Annotated in this window: 11 protein-coding genes; 8 read left to right on the plus strand and 3 right to left on the minus strand. The window is 61.5% G+C overall.

Annotated elements, in window-relative coordinates; genetic code table 11:
• Positions 1 to 771 precede the first annotated feature (771 nt).
• From GPY60_RS11355 to GPY60_RS11380, 7 genes are all read left to right on the plus strand, one after another.
• A complete protein-coding gene (locus GPY60_RS11355; RefSeq protein ID WP_156687774.1) occupies positions 772 to 1701 on the plus strand; it encodes an ATP-binding cassette domain-containing protein in 930 nt (309 codons plus the stop codon).
• Positions 1698 to 2459 carry an ABC transporter permease gene (locus tag GPY60_RS26600; RefSeq protein ID WP_197283642.1) on the plus strand — a complete coding sequence of 254 codons (762 nt, stop codon included), beginning with the start codon at positions 1698 to 1700 and terminating at the stop codon, positions 2457 to 2459. The genes GPY60_RS11355 and GPY60_RS26600 overlap by 4 nt, the downstream gene beginning before the upstream one ends.
• Positions 2456 to 3247, plus strand: a complete 792-nt coding sequence (locus tag GPY60_RS26605; protein ID WP_197283643.1) for an ABC transporter permease — start codon at positions 2456 to 2458, stop codon at positions 3245 to 3247. The genes GPY60_RS26600 and GPY60_RS26605 overlap by 4 nt, the downstream gene beginning before the upstream one ends.
• A 57-nt stretch (positions 3248 to 3304) precedes the next feature.
• A complete protein-coding gene (locus GPY60_RS11365; protein WP_156687775.1) occupies positions 3305 to 4555 on the plus strand; it encodes a glycosyltransferase in 1251 nt (416 codons plus the stop codon).
• 271 nt (positions 4556 to 4826) lie between these two features.
• Positions 4827 to 5570, plus strand: a complete 744-nt coding sequence (locus tag GPY60_RS11370; RefSeq protein WP_156687776.1) for a class I SAM-dependent methyltransferase — start codon at positions 4827 to 4829, stop codon at positions 5568 to 5570.
• A gap of 207 nt (positions 5571 to 5777) precedes the next feature.
• The gene (locus GPY60_RS11375; RefSeq protein WP_156687824.1) at positions 5778 to 6791 is read left to right on the plus strand and encodes a sulfotransferase family protein; all 1014 of its coding nucleotides are present in this window, start codon (positions 5778 to 5780) and stop codon (positions 6789 to 6791) included.
• Between the two features lie 399 nt (positions 6792 to 7190).
• Complete coding sequence (locus tag GPY60_RS11380) at positions 7191 to 8480, plus strand: glycosyltransferase (RefSeq protein WP_156687777.1); 1290 nt, start codon at positions 7191 to 7193, stop codon at positions 8478 to 8480.
• 70 nt (positions 8481 to 8550) lie between these two features.
• Here GPY60_RS11380 and GPY60_RS11385 read toward each other — a convergent pair whose 3' ends face one another.
• Positions 8551 to 9723, minus strand: a complete 1173-nt coding sequence (locus GPY60_RS11385; protein WP_231639582.1) for a glycosyltransferase family 4 protein — start codon at positions 9721 to 9723, stop codon at positions 8551 to 8553.
• Positions 9724 to 9947: 224 nt separating this feature from the next.
• Here GPY60_RS11385 and GPY60_RS11390 point away from each other — a divergent pair, with 224 nt between their 5' ends.
• The gene (locus GPY60_RS11390; RefSeq protein WP_156687825.1) at positions 9948 to 10916 is read left to right on the plus strand and encodes a Gfo/Idh/MocA family protein; all 969 of its coding nucleotides are present in this window, start codon (positions 9948 to 9950) and stop codon (positions 10914 to 10916) included.
• Positions 10917 to 10998: 82 nt separating this feature from the next.
• On the opposite strand, the gene GPY60_RS11395 is transcribed toward GPY60_RS11390, so the two are convergent.
• Complete coding sequence (locus tag GPY60_RS11395) at positions 10999 to 12639, minus strand: GMC oxidoreductase (protein WP_156687779.1); 1641 nt, start codon at positions 12637 to 12639, stop codon at positions 10999 to 11001.
• Between the two features lie 151 nt (positions 12640 to 12790).
• Positions 12791 to 14962 carry an acyltransferase family protein gene (locus GPY60_RS11400; protein ID WP_156687780.1) on the minus strand — a complete coding sequence of 724 codons (2172 nt, stop codon included), beginning with the start codon at positions 14960 to 14962 and terminating at the stop codon, positions 12791 to 12793.
• Positions 14963 to 15093 lie beyond the last annotated feature (131 nt).

Below are 15093 nucleotides of genomic sequence, written 5' to 3' on the forward strand. Positions count from 1 at the left end.
CGCTTGGCCCGGGGTACCCGCGGCGCCCCCACCGGTGCCGGCCAAGCCGCCCGGTCCCGCATAAGCGCCGTAACCCCCCCTGATTCCGCCGGCGCCCGCGGCTCCACCGTTACCGCCGTTACCGCCGTTGCCGCCGTTCGTCTGACCGAGACGCCCGCATAACCGCCTCGTGCCACGATTCGTAAATCGTTGCTGTCTGCCCTAAGTGTCTTCTCGAATGTGGATCGTCATAGCGCTGTCGCCTGGCAGCCTGAGGTGGCTCGTCATACGAGCCGGAACGCCAAATGGTCGTCGCGCATGCTGGCTGGATGGTGCCGTATTGCTGAACCTCGGTCACAGAGGCCGTTAAGACCGGCTCCCTTTGCCCGAACCGATGAACTCGGTGCGCACAGAGCCCCATGGGAATTCGAGCGACCACCGTCGACAAATCTGCGTGTGACGTCGTCTCTTCCCGCGATGGCGGTACAGAGGTGGCGGCGGGTGAAGTGTCAGTCGATGATCGCCACTAGTGAGGTGCATTCGCTTACCAATTGGGAGGAGTAGTGCATGAGTAAGGGCCGTGCGGGGCCTAACGGTCGGCTGCGGTAACGACCGCGACCGAAGGAAGAGGAGGAATGCGGGAGCCTGCACACGCGGAGGCCGCTACCTTCGCAGTGACGACGAAGAGGGCAACAGCGGCGAAGTAGACGCCATCGGACAGAGGCACCGCAAAAATCGCAGGTCTCGGTTTTCCGTTCGACACATGTCTACCAACGGGTATCGTCTGTGATCGTGATCGAACTGGATGGCGTAGCCAAGACGTTCGACGGTGCGATCCGCGCCCTCCATGGCGTGAGCTTTTTCGTTCCCACGGGCTCGATTTGCGCTCTACTGGGTCATAACGGCGCTGGGAAGACGACCACGATCAAAATTCTCTCCACGTTGCTGCGGCCCACCTCCGGCCAAGCGATCGTGGCCGGGCACGACGTCGTCCGGCAGCCCGCAATGGTGCGGGCAAGCATCGGCAGCATTGGCCAGTTGGCCGCGCTCGATTTCGAACTCAGCGGCCGACAGAACCTGGTTTTGTTCGGTCGGTTGAGGGGAATGCGGCGCAAAGCTGCGCGGATGCGTGCCGACGACTTGATTCATCAATTCGACATGTCGCATGCCGCTGACCGGCCGGTGCGAACCTATTCGGGTGGCATGCGCCGTCGGATCGATATCGCAGCCGGACTGATGGTTCCACCGGAAGTGCTGTTCCTCGATGAGCCGACAACCGGACTGGACCCACGCAGTCGTCGCGACGTGTGGGACTTGGTGTCGTCGTTGTCTACCCAGGGCGTCACAATCCTCCTCACCACGCAGTACCTTGAAGAAGCCGACGTGCTTAGCGATTCGATCGTCGTCCTGAACAATGGCCGCATTGTCGCCAACGGGACAGCTGAAGATCTCAAGCGCCGCGTGGGACTGGGCTACTGCACAGTGAGCCCGGTAAACCCTGCCGACCTCCCCAAGATCTTCGCCGCGGTCGCCGGACTCGACGGCGCCGAAGCCGATTACGAGGCGAATACCGTCTCAGTGCGCGCGCCTGATGGTGTTGCGATGCTCGCTGAGGTTTTTCGCCGGGTGGACCGGCTAGGCGTAGAGCTGGTTGACATAGCGCTGCGCAAGCCGTCGTTGGACGAAGCGTTTTTGCACATTACGGAAAGCGTCACGACGTGACAGCGCTTGCTGCTCTGACCGAGCGTGTTGTGCTCGCCACAATGCGGGATGACCTGCCTTTCGCGGTTTTGGCGCCTGTCGCGAATTTCGCCTTTTTCACCCTTGCGCTGGGCAAAGTGATCGACACTGGCGGCATCAGCTATCCCCAGTACGTACTACCGGCCATTCTCATCCAAGCGATTTTTCTCGGTGGGCTTACAACGGTCGAGCGGGCTGCTCGAGATGAATTAACCGACTTTGCGGATCGGCTTCGGACCCTTCCCATATCCCCTATGACACCGGTGACGGCTCGCATGGTGTATTGCCTATTTCGCGGCATTCTTGGGCTGCTAGCCACGATCGCTATCGGGTACCTGTTCGGATTTCGTATGTCCGGCGGGTTCATCTATTCGGCAGCATTCGCCGTTCTTGCCCTCATGTTGACGTTGGCTCTGTCGCTGGCAGCCGATACAGCCGGGGTTCTTTCCGAGGTGTCGCGGAGAAAGAACGCCAGAGGCGGCGGGCTCAGTCAGTTGCTTGTGGTTCCCCAGATGCTGCTCGTGATGCTGTCAACCGGGATGGCGCCGGTCGACTCATTCCCCGAGTGGCTGCATCCTTTCGTGCGTCACCAACCCGTTTCTGAGGTGACTCAAACCCTGCGTGGATTCGCCTCCGGTCATGTCGTGGTCGGCAACCTGGTTACCAGCTTGGCGTGGTGCATAGGTCTGCTGGTGGTGTTCGGTGCGCTAGCGGTGCGCGCACAGAGGCGGCTCCAATGAGCACGGACGCGCCGCTGCGCAGTTCACTGAGCGGCGAAACGTTGGTGTTCGCGGGCCAGCTGCTCACTCGGTGGCAGCGCCAGCCGGCAATGCTCATCGAGGGTCTGGTGTACCCGACCTTTCTGCTTATCACCTTCAAATTGCTGTTAGGCAAGTCGATTCTGCGGATCACGGGCACAGAAAGCTTATATGGCTTAGTACCGATGTGTGCGGTGGTCGGCGCGATGTTGGGGGCGATTGCCGCCGGCCGCCATATGACATGGGAGCGCGACGGCGGTCTGATCGGCAGGTTTTGGGTGTCTCCTGTACATCGGGCGAGCGCCTTGACCGGTAGGCTGCTCGCAGAGGTCGTCCGCACGTTGATGAGTTCCGTGCTGATAACAGCGGTCGGTATTGGCCTTGGACTCCGTTTCAAAAACGGCTGGCTCGCGGCGATCCCATTCATGCTCGTGCCGGTACTTGTGATTGTGGTCTTCTCGATGGCAGTGATAGCCGTCGCAGTTCGGGCCAAGACCGGTGCAGTGCTGAGCTGGCTCGGGATACCCGCCACTGGACTGGTATTCGCGAGCTCTGGCTTCGTTCCCCCTCAGGCGCTGCCATCGCCCGTGCGGCTCAATATCCAGCTTCAGCCGATGTGGGGCCCTATTGAGGCGATGAGAGCACTTGCACAAGGTGGCCCCGTGCTATGGCCGTTACTGCTGAGCGCGATGTGGGCTGTTGGTCTGGCCGCGGCGCTTGGGCCATTGGCCGTCCGCGGGTACCGCGCGGCAGCCGAAAACCCCCACTGACACTTGCAATATGCGCCGTATCCAAAGCGCCTACGACGACTGGGAGGCTGTTCCGCCATGAGGGTTGTGTTGGCATCCTATGGCACTCGGGGCGATGTAGAGCCGTGCCTCGCGCTCGGCCGTGAGTTGCTGGGCAGAGGACACAACGTGTGCGTAGCGGTCACGCCCGGCCTGGTTGGCTTCGCTGGGGCGGCTGGGCTTGAGGCGGTCCCTTTTGGACCGGATTTCCGCTACTTCGACGACACGCAGCTCAAACTGGCGCCGGCGAGGGATCTTCGCATTCTCTTGAACATTCCGCGTCTTATCCGGTTATCGCGCGAAGCTCAGGACCTCATGGCGCGGACCTGGAGAGAGACAAGCGCGGCGCTAGTGCCGCTGGCGCAGGGGGCAGATCTACTAGTCACACATGAGAATCTCGAAGAATCGTCTCTGAACATCGCGGAGTACTACGAGATTCCGTTGGCCACGGTGCATGTCACCCCGAAACGTCCCAACGGACGGATACGCTCCGCCACAAAGCTAAACGAGTGGCGCAACTATTGGGGAATGTTCAAGAAAATAGACAACGCGCAGCGCCGTGAACTCGGCTTACCGAAGGCGACAACTCCGTCGCCGCGACGAATCGTCGAACGCGGATCGCTGGAAATCCAAGCTTACGACGACGTATGTTTTCCAGGCCTGGCGACCGAGTGGGAGAAGTTCGGAGGCCAACGTCCCTTTGTCGGCGGGCTGACGCTGGCTTTGGCGGCGGAAGCCGATGACGCGGTTACGTCATGGATTGCCGCCGGCACGCCGCCGATTTACTTCGGCTTCGGCGGCACGCGCGTCCAATTGCCGGCCCACACACTCGCCCTGATCGCCTCTGCCTGTGAGCAGGTGGGCGAGCGTGCGTTGGTTTGCGCCGCGACGTCCGATTTCAGCGATGTCCCGCAGTTCGAGCATGTCAAGGTTGTGGGCGCGATGAATTACGCGACAATTTTCCCCGGTTGTCGCGCGGCTGTGCATCATGGCGGCGCTGGCACCACGGCGGCAAGCCTGCGCGCTGGGCTCCCAACGTTGGTGCTGTGGACATGGCCAGACCAAGCCGTTTGGGGGACTCAGGTCACCAGACTGAACGTGGGTGCCGCTCGGCGTTTGACAACCGTCACGGAGGAATCGCTGGTAGCGGACCTGCGCAAGATTCTTATGCCTGAATACGCCGCGCGAGCGCAAGAGCTGTCCGCGTGCCTGACAAAACCGAATGAGAGCGTTGCCCACGCTGTCGATCTCTTGGAGGAATTCGCTCGCGCAAAGTGTTCCGCTAATTAGTGAAGGCGGCCTATCGTATGATCCCGCATGACTTTCGCAGCTTGCCTTGGCCGTTGATCGTGTCGTCGCGCGAAGTAATTTACCCTCCCAGCGGGTCGGCGAAGGCCTTGAGAATAAATTCATGACAACGATGGAGATCCCGTGGCGGCTGCGCCTCCCTTCAACGCGAAGCAGTCGAGGCTGACATGCGTTCGAAGACGTCGTCGACCTCATTAATGTCCTGCTGTTGCATCTGGGAAGTGCCGTTCCTTAAGTTAATATGTGAGGCGACATGAGTCACGCGGAGCAAGTTGGATACTTCAAAGCGGTTGCCGACGCAAATAAGAAGTTCGTCGAGGGCGCGAGCGTACTGGAAATCGGGTCCTACGACGTCAACGGGAGCGTGCGCAACCTATTCCCGACTGCGGGACGCTACGTTGGAGTCGACCTCGTCGCCGGTCCGGGTGTCGACGTGGTGCGACTCGGCCATGAGGTTGATGATCCCGACGGTAGTTATGACCTGACCCTTTCTGGCGAGTGCTTCGAACACGATCCGCACTGGCAGAAAACATTTCTGAATATGGTGCGCCTCACCCGTCCGAGAGGATTGGTCGCCGTCAGTTGCGCATCCCGTGGTCGACCTGAGCACGGTACAACTCGTACAGACAGGGCGTCGTCGCCAGGTACTCAGGCGGCAGGCATGGATTACTACCGGAACCTCAGCAAGAGTGACTTCGAGGACAATCTGCCTCTTCGGTCCATCTTCTCCGAGTACCGCTTCTGGTACTTGCCGACCCACTTCGATTTATACTTCGCAGGCGTTAGAGCCGGCGATGGAGGAGAGCGTGCGTGGGCGCGCCTTCCCGACGATGCTGCGGTAGAGCAGTTGAGATCGTTAATGCCGTGGCAAGACAAAGCTTTTCGAGTGCCGCTTAGGGTGCTCTCCAAGATAATTCCGGAACCCCGTTATCAGTCCCTGGTGCTGCCATACTGGCTCAAACTATTAAGCCTCGATCCGGAACAACAGAGCCAATGAAAAAACAGCGGCATCGCAGCTCGGCCGGCGACCTGCGGCCAACCTCTTCGAGAGCTTATTCTTCAGTGCTCCAGCGACTAGCTGGAGTCTGGAACCCATCATCGAACACAAGTGGCGACCTCCCCGAGTTAGTGTGCCGCCATGGCATCGTACGTTGCAGTAGCGAATTCCTTTGCGCCGCAGCGCAAAGAGCTCAAAGGTGCTGCTATGACGGTCGATGACACGGAGAGCGAAACTGCTGGCCGCCCCATCGCTCTCTTTGTCCTGGGCATGCAACGATCCGGAACGTCGGCGCTCACGCGGGTTCTATCCCTGTGTGGTGGTAGGTTGCCGCCCGCCTTGCTAGAGGCCAACGCCGACAATCGGCCTGGCTACTGGGAGCCCCGCGCAGCCCTAAAAATCGATGAAGCGATTCTTCGTCGCCACGGCAGCGGGCCGTATGATCCATCGCTGCGCTTGCAGGATGAAGGCGCGTTTGACGCCGAAGAAAAGGCCGCTTGCATCGCCGAAATCGGTCAGTTTTTCGATACTCTGCCGGTGGCTGAGCTCGTGATCATCAAGGAACCGAGGATTACGACGCTATCTGGTATTTGGTTCGAGGCGGCGCGTCGGGCCGGATACAGCGTCGTGGCCGTCATTGCGGTCCGCCATCCGCAAGAGGTAGCCGCATCCCTTGCAGCCATAAATCAGACATCTCCGGAGCTGGCGAGTGCGTTATGGCTGAAGAATAACCTGCTGGCCGAAAAAGAAACGCGCAGTGTGCCGCGGGTTTTCGTCGACTATGCCAACCTCCTCGATGATTGGCGCCGTGAAACAAAGCGAATATCGTCCGCACTCGCTATTGATCTGGACATCCGGGACGAGGACGCGATCGATGAGTTTTTAACGAAGGATTCTTGGCATCAGCGGCATGACGGCCCGGTGATAGACCTTTTTGGCACGGAATGGATAACCACGGTTCATGCAACGCTTTGGGCGGCAGCCCGCGATGAGCCCGGAGATGTGTCGGTGCTTGATTGCGTTTTCGAGGCGTATAGGACGAGTGAACGTGTTTTCCGCGCAGCGTTTAAAAACTTCCGCGAGGATTTCCGCGACAATGTGCGCCCTCCGCGGGGCGTACTCCTTCATCTATTCCACCGCGTTGCGTTCAGAGCCGAGTTTCGCCGCCGAAGCCGTCTCGTATTTCGGATCGAGGTACGCCGCCTCCGCCGTCGCGCTTAGACCGAGACATTCCGCATGCTATTCGGATCACTTACACTCCTGCTCCCTGAGGCCGAACCAAGTAGTGGGCAGGCTGGTCTGCGGTGCGCAGCATCTTTGAGAGCCGCCGCGATGCGAGCCATCAGTTCGCGCATGCTCATATCCCTGAAAGAGTCGGACCTTCTGCTGCGGCCAGCAGGTCGATCCTTCGCGAGCTTGGCTCCTTTTCGGTTCGCCTGCGCCGGCCTCCGTGTAATTCACAATCGGTTGGCGGGCCGGTGCAGATGATGACTTCCTTGAGCCAGCCAGTGACCCGACGCTGCGGCCGTGCTGGGGGAAGCGGTAATAATGGGTGCCCCGGTTACGTCTTTGCCATGACAACCGAAATTATTTGTGACGACTGAAAGGCTTGAGCCCGCGATGAAGTTTGTGCTGGCATGCTATGGAAGTCGCGGCGATGTGGAGCCCTCCGTCGCTGTGGGTCGAGTGCTGCAGCACCGAGGGCACGAGGTCTGCATGGCCGTCTCGCCGAACCTGGTCGGATTCACCGAGAAGGCGGGGCTGACAGCTGTCGCCTACGGGTTGGACACAAAGGCCCTGCTGGACGCTCAGCGCAATTACTGGACGTGTCGCTTTCATACTCCTTGGAATGTCAAGAAGCTCAATAGATTACAGCGTGAAAATCTGGACATCTCGAACGAATGCTGGCTGGAGATGGGCAAGACACTCGTCACGCTGGTCGAAGGGGCCGACCTGCTGTTCACCGGCTTGACCTTCGAGCAGCCCGCCGCCAACGTCGCCGAGTTCTACGACATTCCGTTGGCGACATTGGACTACTACCCGATCCGGGCCAACGGGCAGCTCCTGCCTTACTTGCCAGCGCCGCTGATCCGCCGCGCATGGCTGATGGGGGAATGGATGAATTGGCGCGCGATGAAGAAGACAGAGGATGCCCAACGCCGGGAACTCGGCCTGCCGAAGGCCACGCGACCCACATCGCGCCGGATCACCGACAGCGGTGCACTGCAAATCCAGGCCTACGACGAACTATGGTTTCCCGGGCTAGCCGCCGAGTGGGCGACCTTCGATGGCCAGCGGCCCTTTATCGGCACCTTGACGATGGAGTCACCAACCGACGCCGACGAGGAGGTCGCGTCATGGATAGCGCGGGGCACGCCGCCGATCTTCTTCGGCTTCGGCACGATACCCATCGCAGCTCCCGCCGACACGCTCGCCATGATCGCCGCGGCCTGCGCGCAGGTCGGCGAGCGGGCACTGGTCTGCGCCGGATCGACTGACTTCAGCGATGCCGCTGATTACGAGCACGTCAAGGTGGTGGGCACGGTCAACTACGCGACGACCTTTCCCACCTGTCGCGCCGTCGTGCACCACGGTGGAGCGGGCACCTTGGCCGCGGGTCTGCGTGCCGGAGTCCCGACGTTGATCCTGTGGACGCTGCCCGATCAGATCATCTGGGGAGCTCAGCTCAAACGGCTCAAAGTTGGCTCCGCCCGACGCTTCTCGTCTGTCACCCACAAATCGTTAGTCGCGGAGCTCCGCACCATCCTCGAGCCGCACTACCTCAGTCGCGCCCGCGAAATCGCCACCCAAATGACTAGACCCGCAGATAGCGCCGCCACCGCCGCAGATCTCCTCGAAAAATTCGCCCGCCGGCGGCGCGCCAGCCATTCACTGAAGCCGAGTTGTTAGCGGACGCCATCTCCGTTTTCTGCAGCGTCCTTCGACCTCGTGTTGGATCGGGTCGTTCCCCGGCGGAAGGTCAGTTCGAGCAGGAACTTCCCAGGCCAAGAATCGTGGCCAGTTCGTTGTCGTGACGCCGACGTTCGAAGCGAAGCGCGGCGGTGATCGCACGGTCAGCGAGGCGTCGCCGCAGACCCTCGTCCGACTCGAGCAGTATCAGGTTTCGCGCGAGCGCAGTCGCATCCCGCGGCGGGCTCAGTAGCCCGTTGACGCCCGGATCGATGATTTCGAGGGTGCCACCCGTGTTAGTCCCGCACACCGGCAATCCGGCTCTCATCGCCTCCACGGTGACGCGACCAAATGCTTCACAGTCGCTGCACATGAGGGCGACATGCGCAGCAGCCCAGTAAGGTCCAACGTCGTCGGTTTGTCCGTGAATTTGCACCAGGTCGGCGACGTCCAGAGTTCGTGCAAGCTTACGCACCGGTTCGGGGTCGCCCGGGCCGACCAGTGACAGCTCGAGCTCAACACCGGCCCTCCGGGCAATGGCAATAGCCTCGACAGCGACGTGTTGTCCCTTGGATTTGAAGAAATGGCCAACAAGCACAACTCGCATAGGCTCGCCCGGGTGCCGCTCCGGTGGCGTGCCTAATGGGGTCTCGACCACGGGGTAGACCACATGCGTCTTCATGTTCGGATCGTGTGCGAGCAAAGCCCGTTCCACTGCCTGCGAATTACAGATCACCGATTCTGACAGCCAGCCAATCAGGCGGATGGTTTTCCGGTCGCCGAACAGAAATCGGAACCAATGGTCGTCTTTGCCGAACTCGTGGACCATCCAAAAGTGCGGAATTCCCAGCAGCTTGGCAGCGACCGCGTGCGAAGGTATGACCATCGTATTGCTGATCACCATCGACGGTTTCAGGCGAACAAGTAGCAAAAGTGCTCGCACGATGCCTGGAACGAGAAGCGCGGCGACAACCGCGTTAGCGAGCGGTATGAGAATTGCGCCGACCAGCTTCTCGGCGAGGGGCGAGTCGATGCGTTCTCGCCACTGTTCGAGATACGCCCACGACGGTACCCAGGTAATCTCCGTCCGGATACCATATTCAGCGCACTCCGCTGCGAGACTACCCTTCCTCGGGTAGACGCCGACGAGATCAAGGCCGGGCTGCTTCTTCTTAAGCGCCAAGGCGAAGTCACGAAAAGAGATCGCGCCACCGCCGCCCAAATCGGCTACGTTTGAGACCACCAACGCCCGAGGGACTGTGCTCGGTTTGTGTAGTCCTTTGACTGTGCGAAGCCGGGATCCCATGCGGCGTAAGGGCTCGGCAGCGACCATGGCAAGAGTGTATGTCGGCAGTAGTGTCGGCACATAAAATGGTCTAACCATTGCTGAGAGCCGGTTGATTGCTCGATCCCTCGTACTGATCCTGGGGTGCTAGCATCCGACCCGTGCCTAAATGCAGCGGGACGGTGCGGATCGGCATCCTGGGCGCAGCGCGTATCGCGACTGCGGCGCTGATCAAACCGGCAAAGGAGAACGACGAAGTCGTCGTCGCCGCGGTCGCGGCGCGCGATGTTTCCAACGCTGAGACTTTTGCCGCCAAAAACGGCATCCCGCGAGTGCACGAAAGCTACGAGGCGTTGTTGGACGATCCCGACCTCGACGCCGTATATAACCCGCTGCCAACTGCTTTGCACGGAAGATGGACTCGGGCTGCGCTCGACGCGGGCAAGCACGTGTTATGCGAGAAGCCGTTGACTGCCAATGCCGCGGAGGCCCAAGACATTGTCGAACTTGCCGCCAAGGCAGAGCGCATAGTAATGGAGGCGTTTCACTACCGCTACCACCCTTTTGCCACACGCGTCGAGGAGGTAATTGCCTCAGGGGAATTGGGCGAGCTGCGGCGGGTGGAGGCGAACTGGTGCTTCTGGATGCCCAGATTTTCCACCAACCGCTACAACTACTCCTTGGGCGGTGGCGCGCTCATGGACCTAGGGTGCTACGCGGTCGACATGGTCCGCACGTTCGGCGGTTCGACCCCGGAGGTTATTTCGGCCCATGCGAAATTGCACGGTCCGCAGATCGACCGGGCGATGACGGCCGAGCTGCGGTTCGCCGGCGGACACACCGGCCGAGTGAATTGCTCCATATGGTCGTCGAATCCACCGCGGTTCACGGCCAGAGTGGTCGGCGATCGCGGCGAGCTGCGGCTCAATCCGCTGGTACCGTTCCAGCGGTTCTCGGTGCGATCAACCAGCGGAAAGCGAGTAGAAAATTTTGGGACTCGCCCCACCTATGCGTATCAGCTTGACGCTTTCGCCGCCGCCGTGCTGCGGGGAGAACCGGTCAAGACTGGGCCGGAAGACGCCCTTCAAACGATGACCGTCATCGACGCGATCTACCGCGCTGCCGGCCTTCCGCTTCGCAACCCGGCCTGAACGTTGATCCATTCCCCCCAGTCGGCATTTCGCTCGAGATGAAATGTGCTTTTTGATCAATGGGCGGAGGCGGCCTATCGAATCAGGTGGCGAAATGCGCTTCGTCGACGTGTGCGGCAACCCGCAAAGCGTTGGCCGCGACCGTCAAGCTGGGATTCAAACCGGCACTGGACGGGAAGAAGGATGTATCCACGACGTAGAGATTCTCGAGCTCGTGGGCCCGGTTTTGGGGGTCCAGCACGCTGGTTCGCGGGTCGGTGCCGAAACGGCAGGTTCCGCAGACGTGGCCCAGGTTCGCGTTGCCCTCGCCATTGCCCAGGCTGATCTGGCGGAAAGGCTGTAAGACCTCTTTGACTTGCGTTAGAAACGCCGCATGGCGCTTGCGGTCGCTGGGGTGTAACCGATATTGAATCCGCAGTCGCTGACGGCGGTCGACGCTGGGCCGGTCGGGCGGCAAGACGCGGTTGTCCAGATAGGGCAGGTCTTCCATGATCGCGGCCAGCACGAGTCCGCCCGTGAAGAAACGCCTGTAGATTTGGCGCACCATCGGGTTCATGAGACGCATCGCCTTTCCCTGCCAGCCGGGACGATTGGTCACCATCTCCATGGGCGGCATCGCGCCGAATGACTGCAGGGTGCCGAATTTCTGGCCTTCCCAGAAATAGAAGTCGTTGAGCCCAATTTCCTTGTTTGCGGCCGTGGTGTCGTGGCCCGGTTGCAGCCAGATCTGGAAGGGGTCCATGAAATGGCGCATCAAGTTTCGTCCCACCCAGTCCGAGCCATTGGCCAACCCGCGCGGCCAATCACCTGAACGGGAATTAAGCAGCAGCAGGGGAGTCACCAGGGCTCCGGCGGCCAGCACCACCACCTTGGCCTTGAGGGTGAGCATGTCGCAGCGATGTTCGGCGATGACCTGTTGCACGCGGGCGCGGTCTGCCTCTAGGCGCACGACCCGGCATTCGGTCAGCAGCCGGGCGCCGTGCTGCGTGACTGCCGGGAGCACGCCATTGCGGGCTGCGTCGTTCTTGCATGACTGGGGACACAGGTAGGTCTGGCAGGTGGCGCAGCCATTGGTGTATTCGCAGGCCATCGGCAGGTGGTAGGGGTGCAACCCACGGCCGGTAAAATAGTCGATCAGCTGCTGATTGTCGGCCGAAAAGGGCGGCGCACAAGGCAGTTTGACCTTAGCGGCTTCCGGCCGTAGGGGATCGGGTGTGCCGCGCACCCCCAACAATTTTTCGGCTTCGGCGTACCAGGGGCTCATTTCGTCGTAGGTGATCGGCCAGGACTCGGGCACGGTCGAATCACCTGGTTCGTCGAAATTTTGTCGAGGGGTGAAATCCTGCGCGAAGAATCGTTCGCAGACCATGCCGTACAAAGCCGAGGAGCCGCCGGTTCCGCTGCCGATGAATGGCACGAAGCGCTTGGGGAAGCGGCCGCTGATGTCTTCGACTTCGTCAGTGGTACGCCCTGCGCGGGCCAAGGCCTCGTAGTAGGTAACAGGGGAGCGGGCCGCACGTGGTTCGGCCAGTTCGGGCATGGCTGCGCGAATCGTTCCCGGTGTCCCTGGCAGAGTCGAGCGTCCCTTTTCCACGAACAGCACCCGCCGGCCGGACCGGGACAGCGAGTAGCCCAGCATGCCACCCCCCATGCCGGTGCCCACGACAATCACATCCCAAAGCACGCGTTCGGCCTCGCGCGCGCTTAATTCGCCGTCAGCCAATCGAGCTCCTCAGCGATCCCGGCCAGGCGGCGAACGACGTCATAATGCGTCAACATACACAACGGATTGAACAGGTGTCTGATAACGCGGTCCGCTGCAAAAGATGCGGGCGTCAAGGCTGAGTTCGGAGCGATTTCGCGGGGACGTCGTGTCAGCCGTGTGCGAGCGCACGGTCGGCCAACGCGCCGATCACTGGTGCCAAACGCCGGGAGTATTCGACCGTCAAGTGATTCGAATCGAGGTAGACGAGGGTATTGCCGATGATGACTGGGCAGCGGTCAACGGTGCAGAAGAGTGCGGTCAGGTCGGCGTACTGTCCATCGCCGGCATCGGTGGCGGCGGCTTCGGCTGCGATGCCGGTTTGAATGACCGCGGTCGACCTTTTTGGTGCGCACGCCGTTGCGTCATCGAGGTGGCTGGATAGGCAGATCGGCACGACTGAGTGCGGGTTCGGTGTTGGCCCGAGCACCAGCACCTGCGCGCCGGTGTCGTGCAGCCGCTGCACGAGGCGGGTCAGGCTGTTGATCCAAGCCGGGCCATAGGACATCAAACCCGTGCCGGCGCCGTAGTCGCGCGCGATGCTAAGCACGACCAATCGCGGGCGTTCGGCCTGAAGTCGGGCGATGATCTGACCGCGCCATTGCTCGCATTCGGTGTACTCCCGATGTAGGAGTGGGCTGATGATGGGTAAATCGAGTAAGGGGCAGAACCCCTTGTTCAACATTTCAAGTCGCCAGTGTCGCTGCGCGGCGACCTGCTGAAACGCCGAGCTCCACATGGCGGCATGTGAGTCGCCGACTACGGCGACCGTCGTGGTCGAGTCAGTATCGCCCGATGCGCACTCAGGCTGTGTGACTTCGAAAAGATTGCGGGCGCAGCCGTCACGGCCCATAGTCTCTCTTTCCCCTGCCGTAGCGGAGAGGGGCGGCTCTAGGTTCGACGGCACGGCTTTAAGCTCGGCGGATGCAGCGACCGCGGACTGCACCTCGGCGAATGCACGCTGGACCGCAGCGTCGTAGGCATCCAGGCTGGAGCCTGCGGGGGTAGGCATCACAGTGACGGTCAGCGCCGCGGCCGGCGCACCGTGTCCAACCGGGGCGGGCACCCATACCAGCAACGCCATGCCCACAGAGACCGCAACCGCCGTGGCGACACCCCCGAGTGCGAGACTGCGGGTGGCCGACCCGCGTACCGACAGGGCGAATCGGAGCGGATTCTCGATGAAGCGCAGAGTCAGCACGGCCAGCCCTCCGGAGATGACGACCGTGCCCAGCCTGCCGGCCAACCCCAGCGGGTGGCCCAAGAGCGGCGCGGCGAGCACCAGAACTGGCCAGTGCCAGAGATACCACGAGTACGACACCCTTCCGACAGCGCGAATCGGCGGCAACGCCAGCACGCGTCCGACTCCCCGAGCCGGCGCGGCGCAGCCGGCGCCGATCGCCAGCACTGTCCCGAGCGCGGGCAGCAGCGCAGCGGTGCCCGGGTAAGGCGTGGTTGCGCTCAAGCCGGTGCAGGTCAGCAGAATCGTCCACAGCCCTGCCCAACCTGCGATGGCTGTGAGCGGTGCTGGTATGCGGCGCCACTGGCTGGCCGTCAGCGCCACCACACCGCCCGCTGCTAGTTGCCAGGCCCGAGTCGGCATCAGGAAGAACGCGGCAGGCGGCCACATGTTGGTGAGCACCAGGGAGATCGCAAATGACAGTGATGCGACCAAGAGGAGGGTCACGAGGTACGGCCTTACCGACGACCTCTTGTGAGCGGCCGCGCGCCGACGCGTACGCCGGATGAGCCAAGCCGTGCCAATGATCAGGGGGGGCCACACTAGGTAGAACTGCTCCTCGACCCCCAAAGACCAGTAGTGCTGGAACGGCGACGGGGTCTCCTCATGCGCGAAGTAATCGGCGTTCTGTAGAACGAACCACATGTTGCTCACATACAGCGAGCTGGCGATACCGTCATAGGTGACGGTTCGGACTTGCAACGGGGATAACAGCACGGCAGAGGCGATTAGCGTGACGGCCCCTACTATGGCCGATGCCGGCAGAAGGCGGCGGGCCCTGGCTCCGTAGAAGCGGCGCAGCCCGACGGTGCCGGAGTTGCTCACCTCGCGCCAGAGCATCCCGGTAATCAGAAACCCCGAGATGACGAAGAACACGTCCACCCCGACGAACCCGCCGCCTACCCCGGGCGACTCGGCGTGAAACAGGACAACGGCCAACACTGCAACAGCGCGCAACCCCTCGATATCTGCCCGAAATCGCGTCTGTGCCGGCTGCCGATCCTGCGAGGTCTCGGTAGGGCTAACTCGATCGCCCTGCAGCACAGTCACCTACCTGGGTACGAGGACGCGTCGTTCGATCGACGAATTATCACACATGTGTCGAATTTCGATGGAGGCAGTCACGCCGCAATGGGGCACGACTCGTTGAGTCGACTGCATTGCCGGTATTTCGC

Source organism: Mycobacterium sp. Marseille-P9652, from assembly GCF_902652685.1.
Taxonomy (GTDB): Bacteria; Actinomycetota; Actinomycetes; order Mycobacteriales; family Mycobacteriaceae; genus Mycobacterium.

What these genes read in the sequence shown, in the direction of transcription:
- GPY60_RS26605 (WP_197283643.1), top strand. Translation starts at nt 2,456, where the DNA reads ATGAGCACGGACGCGCCGCTGCGCAGTTCACTGAGCGGCGAAACGTTG.
- GPY60_RS11365 (WP_156687775.1), top strand. Translation starts at nt 3,305, where the DNA reads ATGAGGGTTGTGTTGGCATCCTATGGCACTCGGGGCGATGTAGAGCCG.
- GPY60_RS11370 (WP_156687776.1), top strand. Translation starts at nt 4,827, where the DNA reads ATGAGTCACGCGGAGCAAGTTGGATACTTCAAAGCGGTTGCCGACGCA.
- GPY60_RS11375 (WP_156687824.1), top strand. Translation starts at nt 5,778, where the DNA reads ATGACGGTCGATGACACGGAGAGCGAAACTGCTGGCCGCCCCATCGCT.
- GPY60_RS11380 (WP_156687777.1), top strand. Translation starts at nt 7,191, where the DNA reads ATGAAGTTTGTGCTGGCATGCTATGGAAGTCGCGGCGATGTGGAGCCC.